This window comes from Pseudochrobactrum algeriensis, from assembly GCF_018436245.1.
Taxonomy (GTDB): domain Bacteria; phylum Pseudomonadota; class Alphaproteobacteria; order Rhizobiales; family Rhizobiaceae; genus Pseudochrobactrum; species Pseudochrobactrum saccharolyticum.
In genome coordinates, this window is the sequence record NZ_CP075361.1 from 2814179 (window position 1) to 2837194 (window position 23016).

Consider the following 23016-nt stretch of genomic DNA (forward strand, 5'->3'; position numbering starts at 1 on the left):
CCCAACACAGTTGCAGCGGGCATTACAATTTTTCAGAAGAGCCTTGCGGCCGTATGAATGATCTTAGGAAAGCTGTGCTTTTTGTGTCTGAAATGCCCAGTCGAGCCAATGCAACAATGCCTGCAAGTCTGATGTTTCAACCGTTGCACCGGTCCAGATACGCAGCCCCGACGGTGCATCACGATAGGCACCGATATCAAAGGCCACGCCTTCTTTTTCCAGCAGGGTTACAATCGCTTTCGCAAAAGCAGCCTGAGCATCTGCTGGCAGCGCTGCAACCTGTGCATCTTTGATCGACAGGCAAACAGAGGTATTGGAACGCGTTTCCGGCACAATAGCCAGATTGGCAAGCCAGTCGCTCTTTTCCACAAAATCATTGAGCACGGCAAAATTCTTATTCGCACGCGCCATCAGACCCTGAAGACCACCGATCGACTGCGCCCATTGCAGCGCATCCAGATAATCTTCAACGCAGAGCATCGAAGGTGTGTTGATGGTTTCGCCGGTGAAGATACCTTCAATCAGCTTGCCGCCTTTGGTCATGCGGAAGATTTTCGGCAGCGGCCATTGAGGCTTATAGCTTTCAAGGCGCTCTACTGCGCGCGGGGAAAGGATCAGCATACCATGTGCGCCCTCACCGCCGAGTACTTTCTGCCATGAGAAAGTAACGACATCGAGCTTGCTGTAATCCATATCCTGCGCAAAAGCCGAAGAGGTGGCATCACAAATGGTCAGACCTTTACGGTCTGCCGGAATGAAATCTGCATTCGGCACACGAACGCCGGAAGTGGTGCCGTTCCATGTGAAAACCACATCACGGTCGAAATCCACTTTAGCGAAATCAACAATTTCACCATAAGGCGCATCAAATGTGCGGACATCTTTGAGCTGAAGCTGCTTTACAACATCGGTGACCCAACCGGCACCGAAGCTTTCCCACGCGACCATATCAACGCCGCGCTCACCAAGCAGTGACCACAAAGCCATTTCCATCGCACCGGTATCCGATGCCGGTACAATGCCGATGCGGTAATCTGCTGGAATCTGAAGAATTTCACGGGTCAGGTCAATCGCTGCTTTGAGCTTTGTCTTGCCGAGTTTAGCGCGGTGCGACCGTCCGAGCGGTGCATCTGTAAGCGCTTCCAATGTCCAGCCTGGACGCTTGGTGCAAGGACCTGAAGAAAATTGTGCATTAGCCGGACGGATGTCTGGCTTTGGAAAAGTCGTCATCTGTATCTACCCTTTCAGATAGCACGCTTCCCGTTGGGGAGAAGTGGCCCACTGACGAAGCTATATAAAAGCTGCACCACGCGCAAGTGGGTCAGAAACGAAACCGTCACAGAATTTATCATCTGCGACAAAATTACATCATCCGCATCAATCTTGACATTTAGTTAGGCGCCATACTATATGTTGCCGTATGAATATTTTGGAAATCAAACATCGCGCTCTTCTGGGGACTGAAACGCAGCAAACAAGCCATTATCAGAATATGCGCCTGTGTTTTGAGCTGCTCAGCACTGCCAAAATGATTGATCTGAGCTGCGCACAACGCCTCGCCCCTTATCAGCTCTCCGAGAGCCGTTTTGTGATTCTGTTTTTGTTGCAGCAAGAGCCGGAAGGTCTGGCACCCCATCTTTTGGCAGAGCGTGCCGGAATCACCCGCGCCACGCTAACCGGCCTGCTCGACGGACTGGAGCGTGATGGATTCATCCTGAGGAATCACAGCCAGACAGACCGCCGCTCTATTATCGTGACTCTGACGGACAAGGGAAAACAGACCGCAACATCGCTGGTGAGCGATCATTCACAATGGATCGCCTCTCTGATGGCACCGCTGAATGAACAAGAGAAACAAATGCTCAGTACTTTACTGGGTAAAATCTGGACAGCGGCACAGGAGCCGACAGACCATGACCAAAGCACCCGTTAAATCTGTCCGCCGCATGAGCGACATCACACCGGAACGATTGGCCGAACTGAATAACGGCACCGCTGAAACCACTGTGCTGACTGAATGTCTGGCCATTGATTTCGCCCTTTTGATGCAGGCTGTTTTTCCGGATATTCCGGCAGAAATACATCAACAACTCAGCGGTACTACGGCTGGTATCACCGCCCGCATGGCACTGGCAGCACAATTACTACACAGCCACGGGAAAATCAGCCTGAGTGATCTGAATATCCATCAATCAGACACAATCCGTGGCTGGGCATGTTATTTCATCGCCCAGAAACAGCAGCTTTCCCTGCAAGAGAAGCTGGAACTGATCCGCCCTCTTGCCGATGATCATCATTTTGGCGTGCGCGAATGGGCATGGCTGGCACTACGCAATGATCTTATCGCGCAACCGGAACAGAGCTTCAGCCTATTGCAGCCATGGACGAATGACCCGTCCTATAAAATCCGGCGCTATGCCTGCGAGGCTGTCCGCCCGCGCGGCGTATGGTGCGCCCATTTTAACCTGCTGAAAACACAGCCGGAACTGGTACTACCTATCCTTGAAGCACTGCGCAGTGATCCGGAAATTTATGTGCAGGATTCTGTCGCCAACTGGCTGAATGATGCCTCCAAAACCACACCGGATTGGGTGCGCGCCCTTTGTGAGCGCTGGCAAAAAGAAAGCACATCACCGGCTACCGCCCGCATTTGCAAACGTGCTTTGCGAACACTCGACAAGTAATCCTCCATTAAACGAGACTGATATGACCCATTATCTTGCAGAATTATACAACCCTAAAGCGGCATGGCTTGCCCTATTGCCTGAACAACGACAGGCATTTTTCGCCAGCATTGGCGCAGGCATGGGCAGCCTGTCTGAATTCGGTATTGAACCATTAGCATTTGGTCAGACCGATCCGTCTCAACTCCATCCGGCACAGCAGCAGTTTTTCGCCATCTGGAAATTCACAGATAAAGCGGCCGTTACAGCTTTGCTGGAAGCCATTCATGCAACCGGCTGGCATGATTATTTTGACACCATCAATGCAGCAGGTGAAGCAACCGATATGAACACACATCTGGCACAGCTCGCCGCCTGCTAAACAAAAAATGCCGCGTTTTTATAAACGCGGCATTTCAATAATAGCAGAGATTTTAACCTGCTCACCAGGTTGTCATGCGCAAACCTGCGCGAATCTGATGCGATTCCAAACCTTTATCCGCAATCGTCAGAGACCCGACATTTGCGGCATCACCGGATGAAATACGTGCATAGCGGTAACCAAGATCAAATTTGATATTCTCGGTTACATCAATTGCAGCACCGGCCATCAGCGCCCATTGCAGACGGGTCGTATCACGGCCATTAATGAAATCACCAACTGGTCCGTGCACTTTGTAATCGACTTTCGCCATACCAAGACCGGCACCGACATAAGGTGTTACACCTGAAAAATTACCGATGTCGTAATAGGCATTTGCCATCACATCCCAGATACCGGCTTCAATCGGCTCACCGCTGATCTTCATCTTGCGATAGCCCAAAGTCACATCACCACGAATATTATCGGTAAACTGATAACCGACACCCCCGCTATAAGCAGCTGTGGCTTTGGTGTCGCCGCGTCCTTCGCCCACCCAGTCATAGCCCTTCAGGCGAGACTTAACATTATCGGACGGTACATAGGCGATATCACCGCGCAGATACCAGCCTGATCCGATTTCCACGGGCTTATAAACGTCCTGCTCGACAGGTGTCGCATAAAGAATCTGATCGAGATCGGCGGCCTGCGCCACTCCGCTTGCAGCGGATAGCGCGAAAACTGCAATCACTGCTTTATGCAATGATGTGAATGAAGATTTTTTCATCATCTGCATCCTGTAATTCTGTTTTCCGCCTCACATGAGACTGAAATACTAAATGGAAATCTGTGCGGACTGTGCTGCGCCTTTTAGGGCGCAGCACAAATTCACTTACTTATAAACCGGTGTTGTCACATCATTGTAAGCGACCGGACGGCTGTAACCGCCGAACTGGTAACGCAGACCAACGCGGACATCGTGAATATCAAAGCTGCGATCAAAGCCACGGCCGATATCTTTTGTTGCACCGAACATTTCGCCACCTTCAATGCGGCGGAAGCGATAACCGGCATCCAGCTTCAGGCTCTGTGTCAGATCATAGGAGAGACCGGCCATCAAAGCCCAGGTAAAGCGCCAGCTTGCAGAACCGTAATGAACCGTCGAGCCAGACTGATCAAAGCCAGGATCAATCGTATTGGTCAGATCACCCCATTTGATGCGCGTACCACCGATACCGGCACCGACATAAGGTGTAAAACCGTTGAAATTACCCAGATCAATATAGGCATTGGCCAGAATGGAAAGCGCCGACATTTTCGCTGTGTCGTTAGATACGCAATCGGCATAAGCATTATTGGCTGTGCAAACGCCGCTCGTGGAACCGCTGAACTTCGCGCGGGTCAGATAATCGACCGTCAGATCTGTACGGAAATAATCCGTCACCTGATAACCGACACCACCGCCGAGCAGGAATGAACCTTTCAATTTACCATCCAGTGAATTTTCACCGAAGCTGGTTCCCGAGCAGGTGCTGCCACATCCCTTGTCAATCGTCGCATAATTGGCACCTTTGAATTTCGCACCGGCATAACCGATATCGCCACGCAGATACCAGCCGCCGACAGGCGCAGGCGGAACCACAACTTCAGGAATGATTGGTTCAGGGATATCGACGATATCCGCCGCAAAGACCGAGGAAACAGAGCCCGCCATTGTCAGCCCTGCAACACCGGCGATAAGCAAATTCTTTAAGTTCATCATAGCGTGTCCTATCGCATTTCCACGGCCATGTAGCACCGGGACGACTATTCTCAGACACACCATAATTCGGAAAGGTTAAATGCTACTTAACCTTGTTTATTCACGATATTTATTAATAATTGCACATGTAACCATATAAAAAAGAGGGGCAAAAAATTCCCCTCTTTTTATTGAAAATATTCAGTTTTATACATGAGCGATACAGAGTACCGCATATGAAAACAGGCACAAATTCGTAAATCAGCCCGTTATTTTGCTGCTGTTCTGATCGATGTGATAATATCATCGACGACAGTTTCAACCAGTTTATGGTCGTCACCCTCAGCCATTACGCGGATCAGAGGTTCAGTCCCTGAAGGACGGATCACAACACGGCCAGTGCTGCCAAGAGCATTTTTGCCTTCTTCGATCGCCTGAATAACTGTTTTATTCTCAAGCAATTTTCCGCCGGCAACGCGGATATTTTTAAGAATCTGCGGCACGGGCTGAAATTTACGGCAAACTTCGCTCAGCGGACGTCCCTGCTCCTGCATAACAGCAAGAATTTGCAGCGCAGAGATCAAACCATCGCCGGTCGTACCAAATTCAGACAGCACAATATGACCCGACTGTTCGCCACCGACATTGAAACCGTTCTCACGCATATGTTCAACAACGTAACGGTCACCGACTTTGGTGCGCGCCAGTGTCAGCCCCTGATCGCCGAGGAAACGCTCCAGACCAAGATTGGACATAATGGTCGCAACAATACCGCCGCCAACGAGACGTCCGCTCTTTGACCAGCTTTCCGCAATCACAGCCATCAGCTGATCGCCGTCAATGATGGTGCCGTTTTCATCAACCATCAGCACACGATCCGCATCACCATCAAGGGCAATACCAACATCGGCGCGGGTTTCATGAACTTTACGGATCAGACCTTCCGGATGGGTGGAACCACAATCCTCATTAATATTCGTACCATTCGGTGTATTATTAATGGTGATAACTTCAGCACCGAGTTCCCACAAAGCAGCCGGTGCCACTTTATAGGCTGCACCATTGGCACAATCGACTACAATACGCAGACCATTCAGCGACAAATGACGCGGCATCGTACGCTTGGCAAACTCAATATAGCGATAAATATCACCGTCAACGCGTTTCGCCCGACCAACTTCGCCATGGCTGCTCATATGCGCGCTCATGTCATCATCAATCAGCTTTTCGATCTGCAATTCCAGCGCGTCTGACAATTTGTAACCGTCAGGGCCAAACAGCTTAATACCGTTATCATAATAAGGATTATGCGAGGCGGAGATCATCACACCAATATCTGCACGCAATGAACGGCACAGCATGGCAACAGCCGGTGTCGGGATCGGCCCCAGAAGAAACACTTCCATGCCCATGGAGGTAAAACCGGCAACAAGCGCATTTTCCAGCATATAGCCCGAACGACGTGTATCCTTGCCGATCACCACACGCTGTCCCTGTCCGCCATCACGGAATGACAAGCCTACAGCCATACCGACCCGCATAGCGATATCCGGCGTCATCGGAAAAGAATTAGCCTTACCGCGAATGCCGTCAGTACCAAAATATTTACGGGACATATTCAAGCCTTTTCTTTGCGCAGTGCCATACCTGCCTTATTCTAAAGAACAGAAAACAGGCTTCTCTTAAAACTAGCAATGCAGCGATTTTATATCTCTTGTCAAATATCCAGACCATGAAACTCATCATCTGGTAAACAGATCCGCTCAGGATATTTAAATTGCTGTCTCCGAATGACACAGCGTGCCCGTTCAGATCAACGAAATAAAAAACCGGGCTTTAAAAGCCCGGTTCTTATTTAACACAGTCGTTACCGGTACAAGTCTTATGCCTGTGGTTCAGGCTTCATATCCTGTCCGGCTTCCGGCTCGGCATCAGGCTTTTTGCGCGATGCACCGGCTTTAGGAACACCCGATCCGCGCGATGAGGATGAGTCATCACCTGTGTCGCGGTTCGGTTTCTGACCGGCGATCAGCTGTTTGATCTCTTCACCGCTCAGGGTTTCATATTCCAGCAGGCCTTCAGCAATGGCGACCCATGCATCATGCTTTTCTGTCAGAATACGGCGTGCTTCAACATAGGCATTGTCAATCAGCTCACGAACTTCCGCATCAATCAGCTGGGCTGTTGCTTCAGAAACATTCTGCGTACGCGATACGGAATGACCAAGGAAAACCTCTTCCTGATTTTCACCATAGGCAACATAGCCGAGCTTTTCAGAAAAGCCCCAGCGGGTCACCATTGCACGGGCAAGCTTGGTTGCCTGTTCAATATCGGATGACGCACCGGATGTGATGTTTTCCTTACCGAATTTCAGTTCTTCGGCAATACGGCCACCCATCATGATTGCAAGGCGCGACACCATCCATTTATAGCTCATGGAATATTTGTCGCCTTCCGGCAGCTGCATCACCATACCCAGCGCACGACCGCGCGGAATGATGGTTGCTTTATGGACCGGATCAGCCACAGGCACATTCATCGCCACAATCGCGTGACCGGATTCATGATAGGCGGTCAGTTCTTTTTCTGCCTGCGTCATCGCCGAAGAACGACGTTCTGCACCCATCATGATCTTATCTTTAGCGTCTTCAAATTCCTGCATAGTCACCAGACGCTTGTTACGGCGTGCTGTCATCAGTGCAGCTTCATTGACGAGGTTCATCAGATCCGCACCAGAAAAACCAGGCGTACCACGGGCAAGAACTTTCAGATCGACATTCGGTGCAAGCGGTACATTACGCACATGCACTTTGAGGATCTGTTCACGGCCGCTTACATCCGGATTAGGCACAACAACCTGACGGTCGAAACGACCCGGACGGAGAAGCGCAGGATCAAGCACGTCAGGACGGTTGGTGGCAGCAATCAGAATAATATTCTCATTGGCTTCGAAACCATCCATCTCAACCAGCAACTGGTTCAGCGTCTGTTCGCGTTCATCATTACCACCGCCTAAGCCCGCACCACGGTGACGACCAACGGCATCGATTTCGTCGATGAAGATAATGCAAGGAGAGTTCTTTTTTGCCTGTTCAAACATATCGCGGACACGGCTTGCACCGACACCAACAAACATTTCAACAAAGTCAGAACCGGAAATTGTAAAGAACGGCACATTGGCTTCACCGGCAACAGAACGCGCCAGCAAAGTTTTACCGGTTCCCGGAGGGCCTACGAGCAGCACACCGCGCGGAATTTTACCGCCGAGACGCTGGAACTTCTGCGGATCACGCAGAAACTCAACGATTTCTTCCAGATCTTCCTTAGCTTCGTCAACACCGGCAACGTCCTGAAAGGTCACACGGCCATGCGCCTCAGTCAGAAGTTTCGCCTTGGATTTACCGAAACCCATTGCGCCGCGTGAACCGCCCTGCATCTGACGCATGAAGAAAATCCACACGCCGAGGATCAGGATCATAGGCAGCCATGACAGAAGAATACCGAACAGCGATCCCGAGCCATCGCTTTCAGGCTTTGCGGTAATCGCAACATTTTTCTCTTCAAGGCGGCCGATCAGGCTGGCATCCGAAGGGGAATAGGTCTGGAATGTCGCATTATTATCAGCATAGGAACCGACGATACGCGGGCCGGTAATGGTGACGGATTTAACCCGTCCGCCCGATACATCTTCAATAAATTGCGAATAAGGAATCTCACGAGACGACGCGCGCTGCGCCGGACTCTGAAACAGGTTGAATAATGCAACCAGCAGGAGAGCAATGATCGCCCAGAGGGCGAAGTTGCGATAATTTGGATTCATCTCGGGTCCAATCGATTACCAACGTCTTTCCGGCTCATCTGCCGTTTTGGCGCTTTCCGGAAAAATATTCAAACCTAACATAGGTTCGATGCACGGCCTTGCCAAGGCGGTGTACAGCTTCATAAGTGATTCTTCTGCATTCTTTGCAGAATTTACCTGTAATTATGGTTGAAAGGCATGGTTAAAAGCCCTTTTACAACCTGTGCGACCTCAAAATCATGGCCGGAAAGCACCCTGTCAAAACAGGCAAGAGTGCATTTTATCCGAACTTCAGAACTTTGCGGAACCAGACCGGACAATGCAGGAAAACAGGTCACCACCCCGTCACAAAAGACAGCCGGTGCAGCGAGCAAACTGTTGCGGTCAAAATATCCCTGTTTCCCCTCTCCTGTACCTATCTTGTGCTGTTGCAAATAAGCAGACAACTGCTTTTCACTCAGCGCAGCAATGACAAGCGGTTCTGTTCCCTCATTGCGGATATGATAACGCCCGTCCCACAAGGCCTCTTCTTCCCTCTGCAATGGAATTACGGGCAAATTACGTCGTTCACGGCGGATAATCGTCCCATGACGGGATTTTTCAATCACACAGCGATGCAGGGTTTTCCTTTGTCCGGCCGGTATTGAAGGTTTATCAAGCCAGTTGGTAAGCTCAGCACAATCCCGCAGTGCCGGTAAAAAAGCCTGCCCGCCGATAGCAGCCAGCAAATAACCCAGTGTCAGCGGGATAATATCCCGATCTGATGCGCCCCATCCGGCAGGTAAAAACAAACTGTCACCGGCAAGCAGCCTGATCTGGCTGTTTTCCTGTTTCAGCAAGTCAGCCACGCGGTGATTATCTGCACGTCTTTGCACTGCTGCGGCATCAACGGCCTGCAACAGAGCTGGCTTATCCAGCATTTTCGCAACCTGCCTCACTCGCGGGCGCTCATAGGCCGGATTCTCATTGCTCGGATCATCCACCCAACGGATATTATGTGCTGATAAAAAACCTCTCAGCTCACCCCGCCAGATATCCAGCAGCGGGCGGCACAGCAGAACCTTCGTTTGCAGCAGAGTTTGCACAGCCATAGCGGCAAGCCCGCGCTCAGCTCCGGCAAGACCAGCTGTCAAGCCTTCTCTTTCCCGACGCATCAGATATGTCTCGACCTGATCGTCAGCCGTATGTCCTGTCAGAATAATATCAGCCTGATGGTGGCGTGCAGCCTGTACCAGCAGATCATAGCGTGCAGAACGGGCAGCAGACGCAAGACCACTGGCAGGCTTTTCGCCGGTCCAGCACAAAATCTGATGCGCAATGCCGATGTTCTTACAAAACTCAGCAACACCCGCCGCTTCATCCGCAGATTCCGCGCGTAGTCTGTGATCGACAGTCACTGCGATCAGACGGCATTCCGGCAGCTTTTCTTGTAAATAAAGTCTGGTCTGCAGTAACAGTGCCAAAGAATCGCTGCCGCCTGAAACCGCAACAATCATCACCGACGGATGCTGCCCCGCCAGCGCATTATCAAAGCCTGTAAAAATTCGCGGCAGAAAATCCGGCATTAGCATAGCGGTGCCACCGTCTGAAATTGCCGTCTTCGCAGCATTCACATCCGTGCCCTGCATCCGGCGTCAGCCCCCTGTGCCATATTTTATGAGCAGCGGTTGAGTTTACGCTCTTCATCCGCACGTTTCAGCACTGCCGGAGCGGCTGAAGGAAAACGGCTGCTGATTTTTGCCAGCGTCGCACAGGCAACTTCGCGGTCATTTAGCTTGGCCATAGCCATACCGAGCTTCAGCATATTCTCCGCACCACGCTTAGAATCAGGAAAATCCCGCTGATTGTCGATGAAAACCGTAGCTGATTCCGCAAAACGATCCTGTCCGTACAGTGCTTCACCCAACCAGTAACGGGCATCCGATGTCATAGGATCAGCCGGATAGCGGTCGATATGCGCACGAAATGCCACTTCTGCCGAGCGGTAATCACCGGCAAGAATAAACTGATAGGCGGCATTATAAAGTTCGTTGGGATTGTCGGTCTGCGGCAGGGAAACCGTTTGCTGCGCAGGCTCATCACTCAGACTGCCGCCGATTACATTGCCACTGGAATCAAAGCGGATAGAGCCGAGCGCACGCGGAGCCTGCGATGTGACTGTAACCGGCGTTTGCTGACCAGTAGCAACGGAAGCGGCGGAATTATCTGTATTGGCATCCTGTGCAGGCTGGAAATCAGATGAATCCTGAGCGGTGTTGTCATTATCCGCACTCGCCGAAGCCGTCTGGCGCGGTTCCTTATCTGCTGAAGCACCGTCAGAGGATACAGCGGCAGAATCTGCCGCCGCTGTTTGTGTGGATTGATCAGAACCGGCGTCGGCCTTTTTCTTTTTTTCCAGCTCTTCAAAGCGGAATTCATTGTCTTCCTGAATTTTACGCATCTGCTCCTGCATCTGCAAAATCTGGAAGTTCATTTCTTCAAGCTTGCCGGTCAGGTCACGAACCTGCTCCTGCAACTGAATTACCCGCTGATCACTGGCCTGAGCAAAGGCTGTTGTTCCGCCCGTTGCCATAGCCAGCAGCGGCAGCAAACTGACAGCCAAAGCCAGTCTTTTTATCGCTTTCTTCATTCGCAATACCTCATGCGCCCGAATTCTGTTCCAAGGGTCATCATCACATTCTCAGATGGACCGGTTCAATCTTTATAATCTCAGTTGAAATGGTGCAATTGAGTGCGGCCAAATTTTGGCTTTTATGTTCAAACTGAAAAAAGCGACCCTGAGGCCGCTTTTCCCATAAGTCTGTGTCTTTTTTATCGCGCAATTATTACGAGCAGCGAAAAATGACTTTTTAACTGCAGATTAGCTGCCGGCACCGTTCAGAACGGTTACTGCACGACGGTTCTGCGACCAGCAGGAAATATTGTCGCAAACTGCAACCGGACGTTCCTTACCGTAGGAAACTGTGCGCATACGGTTAACCGGCACGCCGCGGGAAGCCAGATAATCACGGGCAGCAGCAGCACGACGCTGGCCAAGTGCCAGGTTGTACTCGCGTGTACCGCGTTCATCCGAGTGACCTTCAACAGTGATCGAATAGTTCGGATAGCGAGCCAGCCACTGAGCCTGACGGGACAATGTCTGCTGTGCGTCAGCGCGGATCACGGAGCTGTCGAGATCGAAGAACACGCGGTCACCGACATTCACGGTGAAGTCCTGTGCGGAACCGGCAACAGCACCATTGGCACCCATACCGTTCAGACCAAGGTCACCTGCATTGTTCGGCAGGTTTTTCTTGTTGGCGCAACCGGCTACGGCAAGCGACAGGAAAAGGGCAACAGCAAACGGGCTGCGGGCAATCGACTGGGAACGGCGCATGGCCCGTACTCCTTAAGAATAATGCGTTTACATGATGTATGACTAACCAGATGATTAATCATATTGAGGTTAAAAACCGTTCAAATAACATGGTTAATTGTTACTTAATCAGCATAAAAACTCAAGATTTCTCCGTCAAAAATCCGTATTTCGGCTCATTCACAGAGACAGCTTCAAGTGGTTCTTCCCTGATTTCAAAGCGAACCATTTATCGGCAACCTAGAAAGCAATGCGGCAAAAACACGGCTTGTTATCACAAAAGCCTGATTTGACTAAAGCATCAGCCCTCAAAAATAAGCTCTGTGTCCTATTCAGCACACAGAGCTTATCTCAAACTTAATTCAGCAATGGTGACCATGCCGGATCAGAAGCCGCATTCGGCGTCTGGATCTGACGTTCGTTACGACCGGTCAGATCAATCGTATAGAGACGGGATGTACCGCCACTTTCACGGAAGAACATCAGAACACGGCCGTTCGGTGCCCATGTCGGACCTTCATTATGGAAGCCGCTTGTCAGCAGGCGCTCACCTGAACCATCGGTTTTCATCACGCCGATCGAGAACTGACCGCCGGACTGCTTGGTGAAAGCAATCAGATCGCCGCGCGGGGACCAGACCGGTGTCGAATAGCTGCCGTTACCGAAAGAAACACGCTGCGGGTTGGAGCCGTCGGCCCCCATGACGTAAATCTGCTGGCGACCGCCGCGGTCGGATTCAAATACGATCTTGGAACCATCCGGCGAATAGGAGGCCGAAGTATCAATGGCCTGACTGCTGGTCAGACGGGTGGTTGTGCGCGAACGCAGATCCATCGTGTAAATATTGGCGCTACCATCATCCTGCAGCAGGCTCATCACCACTTTCTGACCATCAGGAGAAAAGCGTGGTGCAATCGTCATGCCCGGGAAATTCCCGACAAGTTCCTGCTGTCCTGTTTCCAGCTGCAGCAGATAAACGCGCGGACGGTCACCGGCAAAAGACATATAAGTGATTTCCTGACGGCTTGGTGAGAAGCGCGGTGTCAGCACCAGATCTTTACCATTCGACAGGTAACGCACATTCGCGCCGTCCTGATCCATGATCGCCAGACGCTTGACGCGTTTCTGCGCACTGCCGGACTCATCAACAAACACGATACGTGTATCGAAATAGCCTTTTTCACCGGTCAGGCGCTCATAAATCGCATCGGCGATAATATGGGCAACGCGGCGCTTGTTTTCCGGTGTTGTGAAAAACTGCTGGCCTGCAAGCTGCTGTCCGGCAAAAGTATCCCACAGACGGAACTCAGCTTTCAGACGGCCATCCGGCTGCTTGGTCACGCGACCGGTAACCAGTGCCTGTGCATTGATGACTTTCCAGTCTTCAAAACGCGGTGCCACATCCGGATTGCTGATTTTTTCAATGAATGCTTTTTTGTCGATCGGCGCAAAAAGGCCGGAACGCTCAAGATCCGCAGCGATGATAGAGGTAATTTCCGCACCCAGCGCATCACCGGACAAGAAGTCGGTCAGAGCAATCGGCAGCGGGTCAACATTACCCTTGTTAATATTTACTTCCACAACGGCGCGTGCAGGCAGCACTGCAGCCGTGCTCACTGCCGCAGCGACAGCGAGAACTGAAAATAAGGTTTTAAACAGTGTTTTCATGATGGCGTGGACCTCGTTTGTCCTGATCATATTTGGTTCTGTGAGACGTCTCACATGCTTTGATATTGAAGAGCTTCACAGAAAGCCCCTGAAACCGGCGCTACGCAGCGCCGGTCCGTATTCCGTTTAGAACATTTCGCTCGGGTCAAAATTCACGATGACCGTCGCCCAGGTTTCATATTTATCCCGCGGCAGATTGTAAGGCGCTGCACGCATCACCGCACGCCGCGCACTGTCTGCTGCCGCACGGCCAACGATAGAATCGCCGCCCGTATAGGTGACTTCCGGCGAGCCGTTAATCGAGCCGTCTTCGTTCAGCTGCATCTTAACGGTAATACGCAGATCAGCGGCATCGGCCACACCCGAAGGGATGCTCCATTTGTCACTGATCTGACCTTTCAGAGCATCCATTTCCGTCTGGCTGAGTTTAGCTCCGCCGGTCGTTTTCTTGGCACCAAAGGCTTCCTTGTCGGTAGAGCGTTTAGCTCCGCCACCTGCAGATTTCTCACGGTTCAAAAGAACGGCAACCTCGTCAGCCTTTGCATCTTTATCTTTCGACGTATTCTGCGCGGTTGTGCTTGGCTTTTCCGGTTTCTTCTCGTCTTTTTTCTTATCCTCAGCCTTGGCCGTTTCCGTTGGTTGCGGTTTCGGTTTGGCTTCCGGCGCCGGAACGCGATCCGGCAATTTGACTTCTTCAGCCTGTTCCGGCTGCTGCGCAATTGCTTCCGCAACAGGATCCGGCTTCACCTCAGCCTTTGGTTCCGGCTTCGGCTCCACTTTTGGCTCCGGCGGCTTCACCGGTTCAGGCGGTTTAACCGGCTCCGGTTTTGGTTCCGGCTTGTTTTCCTGTACAGGCTCCGGCTTTTCAGCCGGTTTTTCCGCAGGCTTAGCCGCTTCTGCGGTTTCAACAGGCTTCGGCTTTTCATTCGGCATCGGCGGTGTTTTCAGATCAAGCTCGCTGTCGCCGGCATTTTCCGCCTGCTCAACCGTTTTCGGCTTAGTCGTTGGTTTTGGTGCTGCTTTTTCCGCTTTCGGCGCTTTTTTATCGCCCTGCTGTACCTGTGAAATATCTTCAATCGGTACAATATCGACAGGGAAGGATTCAGTATCAGTCATGTCAAAAGGCTTCGGCGAAGAGAACGAGAATAGTCCCCAGCCGATAATGACCACATGGATGAGTGTTGAGGAAGTCAGACCTGCCTTCATGATGGCGTCAGCTATCCTGCTCCTGGAGGGTCACCAGACCGATATTCTTGAAACCGGCAGCGGAAATACGTGACATCACTTTCATCACAGTACCGTAATCGGCATTTTTATCGCCGCGCACAAAAACGCGCTCTTCATAGCCGGTTTTGGCGATAGCTTCGAGTTTTGGCACCACTTCTGCAATGTCGATCTCGGTTTCCTGCAAATAAACCTGCCCCTTGTCATTCACGGAGACGGTAATCGGCTGAGTATCGGCATTCAGCGCCTTGGCCTGCGTATCCGGCAGATCAATCGGCACACCGGAGGTGAGCAGCGGTGCGGACACCATGAAGATAATCAGCAGCACCAGCATCACATCCACGAAAGGTGTGATGTTGATTTCGCTCATCGGAGCCTTCTTGCCGCCGCGTCTGCGACGACCGCCTGCTCCGCCCTGACTTCCTAATGACATACCCATATCTGGAACCTTCCGGCCTTAATCTTTTGACCTGATATCCGGCCTGAATTTAAAACGACTGACGCACACAAACCGGATAATTTATCCGCGCGGCGTCAGCTTCTCATCAATTTGTCGCGACAGTATGGCCGAAAACTCATCGGCAAAACCTTCCATACGTGCGGTGATTTTTGCCGAGTCTGCGGTCAGCTTGTTATAGGCAATAACCGCAGGGATAGCGGCCAGAAGACCAATCGCCGTTGCAAGCAATGCTTCCGCAATACCCGGTGCCACAACGGCAAGGCTGGTATTTTTGGAAGCGGCAATCGCCATAAACGAGGTCATAATACCAACAACCGTACCGAACAGACCGATAAATGGTGCGGATGTACCAATGGTGGCCAGAAAACCGAGGCGTGATTCCAGCTTGTCGTTTTCACGCGCCAAGGCCACATCCATCGCTTTTTCGATACGCATCTGCAACGCAATCGGGGAACGGGCGCCTTTTTCGAAAGACTTTTTCCACTCGCGCATCGCTGCCATGAAAATGGCGCTCATGCCGGTGGTACGGCGTTCACCGAGATTGCGGTATAATTCTTCTAAAGACTGGCCGGACCAGAAGACCTGCTCAAAACGCTCAATCGCACTTGTTGCACGGCGATAGGCCAGTGTCTTGTCGACGATAATCGCCCATGTCCAGATTGAGGCAGCCAGCAAGCCCAGCATGACCAGTTTCACAACCCAGTTGGCCTGCATGAACAGTCCCCAGAGACTGACATCAGCTGTATGTGCTGCAATGGGTAGCGTTTCCATTTGTCACCTGTCCTCGAATCCAAACGCCCGGCTCATCACCGGGCGGCAAAAGCAAAACGGTTCACCGCGCAGTTTTCTGCGCAACCGTTTCGATCTGTTGTTACCTTAAGCGGTCCGGATGCATTGTTTGCCTGCACGGCCCGCCGAATTGCTTTGCGCCGTATCTGCATAGTGCCGGACACAATCTTGTGCATGACCGGCTGTTTTGCTTTTTACGGTTAATTTTGGTGAAAGGAAGGCGACAGGCAGATTCATGCCCTCACCTCTCCGTCTTAGACTAAAGATGAACTATTATGGTTAAAGATAAGTTAGGATTCGCACTATTGCGGGCAATTTTACGTGCTGCGCCTGATTTTTCGCCGCCGGTTTTGAGGCTGTGCCTATTCAGCACTGCCTGCGCGATCACACCCGATTTTTGATATGCCGCAGGATTATGCCCGCCCAATTGTCCCGGCTTGATGATTAAAATCTCTGCCGAAAATTAAGCTGTAAACAGCGCTTTCCACTCTTTGGGCATCCGTTTCGGACGACCCTGCTTATTAATCAATGCCGCTTCGACCTGTGCTTCAATCAGCAGCTCACCATTTTTGCGCTGAATGCGCTGGCGCATTGTCACCCGCGCACCGGAAGCTTCAGTCACGCAAGTCTCAATTACCAGCATATCATCAATGCGGGCAGGCAAACGGAAATCAATCTCCATGCGCCGCACGATCCAGACAATCGGCTCGCCAAGCTGCCCCTCTTCCAGTTGCGTATGGTGCACACCTTTCAGACGCAGAAAATCAGTGCGGCCGCGCTCCAGAAACTCCAGATAGCGGGCATGATAAACCACGCCGGAAAAATCCGTATCGGCATAATAGACCCGCGCCAGCAACCGGTGCCCTTCCGGTGTCAGCGTGCCATTAATCACTTCAGATTCAGCCGCGCTTAAATCGTCTGGAACTGCTACATCCGGCATCAGGCTTCGTCCTCAAACAGGGTGATCTGCCGTGCAGCCAGATCAGTCGGTGCCGTCAGCCCAAGATGCTGCCATGCAAGTGCTGTCAGCACACGACCGCGCGGTGTACGCTGCAAAAAGCCCTGCTGGATCAGATAGGGTTCAATAATATCTTCAATCGCATCGCGGGGTTCAGACAGACCGGCGGCAATCGTCTCAATTCCCACAGGTCCGCCGCCAAAATTGCGTGCAATCATATTAAGATAACGGCGATCCAGCTGATCAAGACCAATATTATCCACTTCCAGACGGATCAGCGCCTCATCGGCGATTTTCGCATCCACAATGTCTGCTTTTGCTACCAGCGCAAAGTCACGGACACGGCGCAGCAAACGTCCTGCAATGCGCGGTGTTCCGCGTGCACGCCGCGCAATCTCGCGTGCACCATCATCGGAAATATTCAGCTGCATCAGCCGTGCACCGCGGTGCACAATATATTCCAGCTCATCAACCGTATAGAAATTCAGCCGTACCGGAATACCGAAACGGTCGCGCAAAGGCGTGGTCAGAAGACCGAGACGGGTTGTCGCCGCCACCAGCGTGAATTTCGCCAGATCAATCTTGACGGAGCGTGCCGCAGGCCCTTCGCCGATAATCAGATCGAGCTGATAATCTTCCATCGCCGGATAGAGAATTTCTTCCACCGCAGGGCTGAGACGATGAATTTCATCGATAAACAGCACATCGCGGTCTTCAAGATTGGTGAGCAATGCAGCCAGATCACCGGCTTTGGCAATCACCGGCCCTGAGGTGGAACGGAAATTAACGCCGAGTTCCTTGGACATAATCTGCGCCAATGTGGTTTTGCCCAAGCCCGGAGGGCCGACAAACAACACATGATCCAGCGCCTCACCTCGGGTTTTGGCTGCTTCGATAAAAATTTTCAGATTAGCGCGTGCTGCCGCCTGACCGACAAAATCATCAAGGCTTTGCGGGCGCAAAGCCGTGTCCGTATCCTCCCCGCGCTTTTGCGCAGAAATCAGACGATCTTCATCACTCATCAGTTACACCCGCATTTCATTTTCTCAGGCAACGCTCTTATCGCGCCAGTTCTTTCAATCCAAGCCGGATCAGCTTGGCAGAATCTGCATCTTCTCCGGCCTCGCGCAAGGCACTGGCCACCGCATTGGCAGCCTGATCGCGTGAATAGCCGAGATTGCTCAGCGCGGAAACTGCATCACTCACTGCCGTGGAAGCCACACCCTCACCGATTTCCTGCTTCAGTCCGATATTGGCCACAGCATCACCGGCAAATGCAGGCGCCTTATTTTTCAACTCGGTCACAATGCGCTCGGCTACTTTTTTGCCGACACCCGGCGCACGGGACACCATAGCAATATCACGCAAAGCAATGGCATTGGCGAGTTCAGACGGCGTTAATGTGCCCAGCACTGCCAGTGCCACTTTGGCACCAACGCCCTGTACATTCTGCAACAGACGAAACCACTCACGCTCCAATGCCGTGCCGAAGCCGTAAAGCCGCAGCACATCTTCACGCACATAGGTCTCAATCAGCAGAATTGCCGCTTCACCCGCTGAAGGCAGATTGCCCAGCGTGCGCGCAGAACAGAAAGCCACATAGCCGACCCCATGCACATCAAGAATGACGTGATCGTCAGCAATTTCATCGACAACACCTTTCAGTTTCCCGATCATGATATGGCTGCAATCCTCCCGCTTTTCTTCAGTTCTGCCAAATTATACAGGCTGTGCCGGTTATGGGCATGACAAATGGCAATCGCCAGCGCATCCGCCGCATCGCTGGTATCAAAACTCGCCCGCGGCATCAGCACTTTGACCATCATATGAATTTGCTGTTTTTCACCGTGGCCGACACCAATAACGGATTTTTTCACCGCATTCGGCGCATATTCAGCCACTCGCAATCCGGCCTGTGCAGGCACCAGCAGCGCAATACCGCGCGCCTGCCCCAGCTTCAGCGTTGCCGCCGCATCTTTATTGACGAATGTATGTTCAACAGCCGCTTCATCCGGCATCATCTGATGCAGGACAGCGCTCAATCCTTCATGCAGCTGGCATAAACGCGAGGCAAGATCCATTTTGTCATCAGAGGTGACAGTTCCCGCTGCAATAAAATGCAGGGAATTACCCATGGACTCAATCACGCCCCAGCCGGTGCGGCGCAAACCCGGATCAATACCAATAATGCGAATCGCCTGTTTCATATGCTGACCTTACCTTGTGTAAGGTGCATTCAACAATCAAAATGTGAACAAAATGGAAACATCGCAATTTAAAGACAGGAGAAGATGCCAGAGCATGTCTGGCTCAAATGGGTTTATTTAGCGTTCGCGAACATGCGACAATTAAATGAAACCAGAGCGTGTGCATTTAATCATAGCCACTGCGCTCGCTCTGTCTTTATTTTTTACGCATGTCGTTATCAGAAAACCGGTTCCCACTTTTCCGCGACATGCTCCGGCAGATCAATTACTGCCAAATGCTGTGCGCAACAGAACGATCTGATCCGAAACCGGATTACCCTTGCACTCAACCAGTTCACGGATCGGCTGATGATAGCTATCACCATCCATACAGCGCACGCGATCCTGAAGATGCAGCGAATGCGCAATCATATCGCGGAAAGCCTGCGGCAGTTCTTTCCAGCCTGCAGTCTTTTCACCGGCAGAATGGGTTTCCAGACTGACCTTTGCCTTCTCTTTTGCCACCATTTCGCGCGGCATATCGCCGGAACGGCTGGCACGCAATAGCAAAAGCCAGGAGGCAATATGCATCAGACGCGAGGTCAGACGCATGGATTCTGCGGCATAAAGTGTTGCAGCCTTGTGAGACAGAGAACGCGCAGCGTCTTTCCCCTCACCGTCAAGATAAGCGGCGGCTTCTTCCACCAGCGCCATACCTTCACTGTAAAGCGGTTTGAAACTGTCTGAAAACACCATACGCTCCGACAGACGGATCATATTATCCGGCACTCTGTTTTCGCTGCGATGTGTCTGTTCCATCATCTTGTTCTGCTCACTGGCAACTGCAGTTCACTGAACCGCAATTGTAATTTTTGACAAGCATTCCGACCACGTAAGGCACCGTATTTTCTCCGGTTTATAACCGGCCAAACAGGCGAATCCCCTATAATCAGGCTGCACTTCACTCGTTTGCATCACAAAGCGTGATCGTAAAAAACCGTTTGGCTATGGCCTATCCAAGCAAAATGCACGCTCATACACGCTCGCGCAATAATATGGTTAAAGAAAGATGAATTGTGATTTTGTGCTTGCCAGAGCAAATAATGCTATCCAGACGAATAAAGTAAGCCTGTTCAGATAGTTAAACAGAATCGCCCGTATTTTCTGCCAACAGCAACGCCTGCCCGCAAATTTTCTCAGAAACTCTTTATCCACAAAGCGGCTCTCAACTGCGGATAAACAAAGCAGGTCCGGAAATAAAAAAAGAGCCGCAAAAGCGGCTCTCAGAAGTTTAACAGGGAGGCGTCATACAGAGGGACCAAGTCCACTCGGTAAGAATCCGGCAAAACCGGATAGCCTTATATTCTTTTGTTAACTTTAATATTTGGTTAATGCGGTAAGTTCAGTTTCTAGAGCCTATCGCATTTAATTGTATCCGCTGCGCTTGCTCTATTTCCTTATTTCTACGCATGTCGTTATCGGAAAACCGGTGCCCACTTTTCCGCGACATGCTCTGCCACTTTCAAGACGCAGGAACCGAACGCGGCTTCACAGCTATAGGAGCTGGTTTCCGGCTTTCTGCCGCCCGTGCGGATCTTGCGATTTCCGGCACTGGGCTTTTCGAAACTGCTTTGCCTTTCCAGCCGATGCGCGGCAGCCATTCCAGATAATAGACCAGCGCAAACTGAGCCATAATACCGCCTGCAATCAGCAAGGTGTCAAAGGACAGGCTCACCGGATAAACATGGCGCAGCGCCTGACCAACCATCGCCAGAATAGTACCGGCTACAAAAACCGGCAGCGAATGTTTACCCAGCAAGGCCAGCGGATGGTTCATATCAAGACGGGCTTTTTCCGACAGCGCAGGAATACCGGCAATCACATAGGCAAGCGCCAGCACATGCAACAAACGGGTTGCCGAGAGATAGGTCTTGTCAAAACCGGTCAGCACCGCAGGCAGGCCGAAGGAAATATCCCAGTTCGGATGCGTCACACGTAGCCACAGCAGGGAGAAAACCAGATAACCGATCGCCGCAATCATCAGCGGACGGTTCTGATCAAAGCGGCCGCCCTGCTTCACATAGGTCATCGCACCAATACCGATGGCGAACAGAAACTGCCACGACAACGGATTAAGGAACCACACGCCCTGTGTCGGATAATTCACCGGCGCAATATGATAATAGCCGGACAGAAACCAGATCGAACAGGAAATTGTCAGCATCAGCGAAATGCTGATCCGCGACAGATAAAGCATGACCGGCGCAAACAGCATCAGTACCAGATAGAGCGACAGAATATTATTATAGCCGAGCTGGTGGCCAAGCGTGGCCAGACCGACAAAAGCCTGCGCAGGCTGTTCCATCACAGTCTTGATATTAATCATTTCCAGCATTTCCGGCCGTTTCATATAAATGGCCGTAAAACCGAAAATCGCCAGTGTGATGAGCGTTGTCATCATCTGCGCCATATAAAGCGTCATCGACCGGCGTGCCATTTTCAATGACAGCAACAGACGATTGCCTTCAACAAATTTGGAACTATAGGCAAGCGCAACAGCCAGACCGGAAATCAGCACAAAAGCTTCAGCAGAATCGGAAAAACCGAATTCGCGATGCGTGAATTTCTCATAAATTGTGCCCGGAACATGGTTGATGAAGATCGTCAGCAATGCCATCGCCCTGAAAACATCAAGACGCGTATCGCGCATTTTCACCATCTGTCCTGCATTATGTATTGTCATTGCCAGCCTGCCTTTTGCCTGACTTGCCTGAATGTTTTCATCTCTCAAGAAGCGAAAACATGTCCTGCAGACAGTTTTTGTCTGCATACAACAATACGACTCAAATGGGACACGAAAGCGGCTAAGCTACTGCTTACCCCCATCACATTATTTTCCAGAACTAAACAAAACGACAATGACAATAAGTTGTTAGCATCAAGATCGAAGGGAAATTCGGGGAAAAGGACAGCGCTCCGATGTTTTTGCACCTGTCTTTAAAAACCGCGTTATCTTTTGGCAAATATGCTCTAAACAGAAGATAATGACCGGTATATTGCATATTTTACACTATGCAATTCCCGAACTTTGCCATTTTTATGGGCTATTGGCGCCCGCTCAACGAGGCTTTATCTGATGAAATTTCCTGCAAACCGTCCGCGTCTGGTGCTGGTTGTCCCCTCTCCTTCTTCAGAAGGGCATACAGCAGATACGCTGCTTGCCACGCTGGATAAAGCCCTGACTGCAGGCGACATTGCCAGCGTCATTCTCGACAATGGGAAAACCGACGAGGCATCCTTTCAGGCTTTTGCAACATTGGCCGTCGGCAAAATTCAGGCAGCAGGTGCCGCAGCCATTATTCTGAACGATACCCGCACTGCCGGTCGTGTCGGCGCAGACGGCGTGCATATTGAAGGCTCTCTGGCTGATATTGCAGATGCAGTTGAGCGCTATACGCCGAGAATGATTGTCGGCACCGGCAATGTAAAAGAGCGCCACACAGCGCTGGAAGTCGGTGAGTTGCAGCCGGACTATATGTTCTTCGGCAAAATCGGTGCAGATACCAAACCGGAAGCCCATCCGCGCAATCTTTCACTGGCTGAATGGTGGGCGGCAATGGTTGAGATTCCTGCTATTTTGCAGGCCGGTGCAAAACTGGATGATCTCGCGGCTTGTTTTGCCACACAGGCGGAATTTATCGCGTTGGGTACCGCTGTGTTTTCCGCAGAAGATCCTGCACAGGTTATTGCCGATGCAAACCGCCAGCTCGATGAGATGAGTGCGGCTGAGACTGAAGAGTAACAGAGTTAGA

22 protein-coding genes are annotated in these 23016 nt (G+C 51.3%); 4 read left to right on the forward strand and 18 right to left on the reverse strand.

What is annotated here, in order from left to right; all coding sequences use genetic code 11:
• Positions 1-63 precede the first annotated feature (63 nt).
• Positions 64-1230: a phosphoserine transaminase gene (locus KHQ09_RS15060; protein ID WP_213599103.1), complete on the reverse strand. Its 1167-nt coding sequence runs from the start codon at positions 1228-1230 to the stop codon at positions 64-66.
• 190 nt (positions 1231-1420) lie between these two features.
• On the opposite strand from KHQ09_RS15060, the gene KHQ09_RS15065 reads away from it, so the two are divergent.
• The 3 genes from KHQ09_RS15065 to KHQ09_RS15075 are packed head-to-tail and all read left to right on the forward strand — an operon-like array spanning position 1421 to position 3045.
• Positions 1421-1933, forward strand: coding sequence for a MarR family winged helix-turn-helix transcriptional regulator (locus KHQ09_RS15065; RefSeq protein ID WP_213599105.1), 513 nt, complete (start codon positions 1421-1423; stop codon positions 1931-1933).
• The gene (locus tag KHQ09_RS15070; RefSeq protein WP_213599107.1) at positions 1914-2684 is read left to right on the forward strand and encodes a DNA alkylation repair protein; all 771 of its coding nucleotides are present in this window, start codon (positions 1914-1916) and stop codon (positions 2682-2684) included. The genes KHQ09_RS15065 and KHQ09_RS15070 overlap by 20 nt, the downstream gene beginning before the upstream one ends.
• A 22-nt stretch (positions 2685-2706) precedes the next feature.
• A complete protein-coding gene (locus tag KHQ09_RS15075; protein ID WP_116089035.1) occupies positions 2707-3045 on the forward strand; it encodes a DUF6616 family protein in 339 nt (112 codons plus the stop codon).
• A gap of 61 nt (positions 3046-3106) precedes the next feature.
• On the opposite strand, the gene KHQ09_RS15080 is transcribed toward KHQ09_RS15075, so the two are convergent.
• From KHQ09_RS15080 to KHQ09_RS15160, 17 genes are all read right to left on the reverse strand, one after another.
• A complete protein-coding gene (locus KHQ09_RS15080; protein ID WP_238481655.1) occupies positions 3107-3814 on the reverse strand; it encodes an outer membrane protein in 708 nt (235 codons plus the stop codon).
• A gap of 102 nt (positions 3815-3916) precedes the next feature.
• Entirely contained in the window at positions 3917-4783 is an 867-nt protein-coding gene (locus KHQ09_RS15085) for an outer membrane protein (RefSeq protein ID WP_370627107.1), read from the reverse strand.
• Between the two features lie 251 nt (positions 4784-5034).
• On the reverse strand, positions 5035-6381 hold the full coding sequence (glmM, locus tag KHQ09_RS15090; protein ID WP_022710540.1) for a phosphoglucosamine mutase: 1347 nt from the start codon (positions 6379-6381) through the stop codon (positions 5035-5037).
• Between the two features lie 266 nt (positions 6382-6647).
• Positions 6648-8585 (reverse strand): ATP-dependent zinc metalloprotease FtsH, encoded by a 1938-nt coding sequence (ftsH, locus tag KHQ09_RS15095; protein WP_075657311.1) that lies wholly within the window; start codon positions 8583-8585, stop codon positions 6648-6650.
• 152 nt (positions 8586-8737) lie between these two features.
• Complete coding sequence (gene tilS / locus KHQ09_RS15100; protein WP_213599110.1) at positions 8738-10192, reverse strand: tRNA lysidine(34) synthetase TilS; 1455 nt, start codon at positions 10190-10192, stop codon at positions 8738-8740.
• Between the two features lie 26 nt (positions 10193-10218).
• Positions 10219-11193, reverse strand: a complete 975-nt coding sequence (ybgF, locus tag KHQ09_RS15105) for a tol-pal system protein YbgF (RefSeq protein WP_213599112.1) — start codon at positions 11191-11193, stop codon at positions 10219-10221.
• A 231-nt stretch (positions 11194-11424) separates the two neighbouring features.
• Entirely contained in the window at positions 11425-11940 is a 516-nt protein-coding gene (gene pal, locus KHQ09_RS15110; RefSeq protein ID WP_022710535.1) for a peptidoglycan-associated lipoprotein Pal, read from the reverse strand.
• 336 nt (positions 11941-12276) lie between these two features.
• The gene (gene tolB, locus KHQ09_RS15115) at positions 12277-13587 is read right to left on the reverse strand and encodes a Tol-Pal system beta propeller repeat protein TolB (protein ID WP_022710534.1); all 1311 of its coding nucleotides are present in this window, start codon (positions 13585-13587) and stop codon (positions 12277-12279) included.
• A 126-nt stretch (positions 13588-13713) separates the two neighbouring features.
• The gene (locus KHQ09_RS15120) at positions 13714-14793 is read right to left on the reverse strand and encodes a hypothetical protein (protein ID WP_022710533.1); all 1080 of its coding nucleotides are present in this window, start codon (positions 14791-14793) and stop codon (positions 13714-13716) included.
• A 7-nt stretch (positions 14794-14800) separates the two neighbouring features.
• On the reverse strand, positions 14801-15250 hold the full coding sequence (gene tolR / locus KHQ09_RS15125) for a protein TolR (RefSeq protein ID WP_022710532.1): 450 nt from the start codon (positions 15248-15250) through the stop codon (positions 14801-14803).
• Positions 15251-15331: 81 nt separating this feature from the next.
• On the reverse strand, positions 15332-16042 hold the full coding sequence (gene tolQ / locus KHQ09_RS15130) for a protein TolQ (protein WP_022710531.1): 711 nt from the start codon (positions 16040-16042) through the stop codon (positions 15332-15334).
• A gap of 481 nt (positions 16043-16523) precedes the next feature.
• A complete protein-coding gene (gene ybgC / locus KHQ09_RS15135; RefSeq protein ID WP_213599114.1) occupies positions 16524-17000 on the reverse strand; it encodes a tol-pal system-associated acyl-CoA thioesterase in 477 nt (158 codons plus the stop codon).
• Complete coding sequence (gene ruvB, locus KHQ09_RS15140) at positions 17000-18040, reverse strand: Holliday junction branch migration DNA helicase RuvB (RefSeq protein WP_213599116.1); 1041 nt, start codon at positions 18038-18040, stop codon at positions 17000-17002. Before ruvB ends, ybgC begins: the two co-directional genes overlap by 1 nt.
• A 37-nt stretch (positions 18041-18077) precedes the next feature.
• Positions 18078-18695: a Holliday junction branch migration protein RuvA gene (gene ruvA, locus KHQ09_RS15145; RefSeq protein WP_213599118.1), complete on the reverse strand. Its 618-nt coding sequence runs from the start codon at positions 18693-18695 to the stop codon at positions 18078-18080.
• Positions 18692-19225, reverse strand: a complete 534-nt coding sequence (gene ruvC, locus KHQ09_RS15150) for a crossover junction endodeoxyribonuclease RuvC (RefSeq protein ID WP_213599120.1) — start codon at positions 19223-19225, stop codon at positions 18692-18694. Before ruvC ends, ruvA begins: the two co-directional genes overlap by 4 nt.
• 261 nt (positions 19226-19486) lie before the next feature.
• Positions 19487-19993 carry a protease adaptor protein RcdA gene (rcdA, locus tag KHQ09_RS15155; protein WP_213600037.1) on the reverse strand — a complete coding sequence of 169 codons (507 nt, stop codon included), beginning with the start codon at positions 19991-19993 and terminating at the stop codon, positions 19487-19489.
• 733 nt (positions 19994-20726) lie between these two features.
• The gene (locus KHQ09_RS15160) at positions 20727-21947 is read right to left on the reverse strand and encodes an OpgC family protein (RefSeq protein WP_213599122.1); all 1221 of its coding nucleotides are present in this window, start codon (positions 21945-21947) and stop codon (positions 20727-20729) included.
• Between the two features lie 393 nt (positions 21948-22340).
• On the opposite strand from KHQ09_RS15160, the gene KHQ09_RS15165 reads away from it, so the two are divergent.
• A complete protein-coding gene (locus tag KHQ09_RS15165) occupies positions 22341-23006 on the forward strand; it encodes a thiamine phosphate synthase (protein ID WP_213599125.1) in 666 nt (221 codons plus the stop codon).
• The last annotated feature ends 10 nt before the right edge of the window (positions 23007-23016 follow it).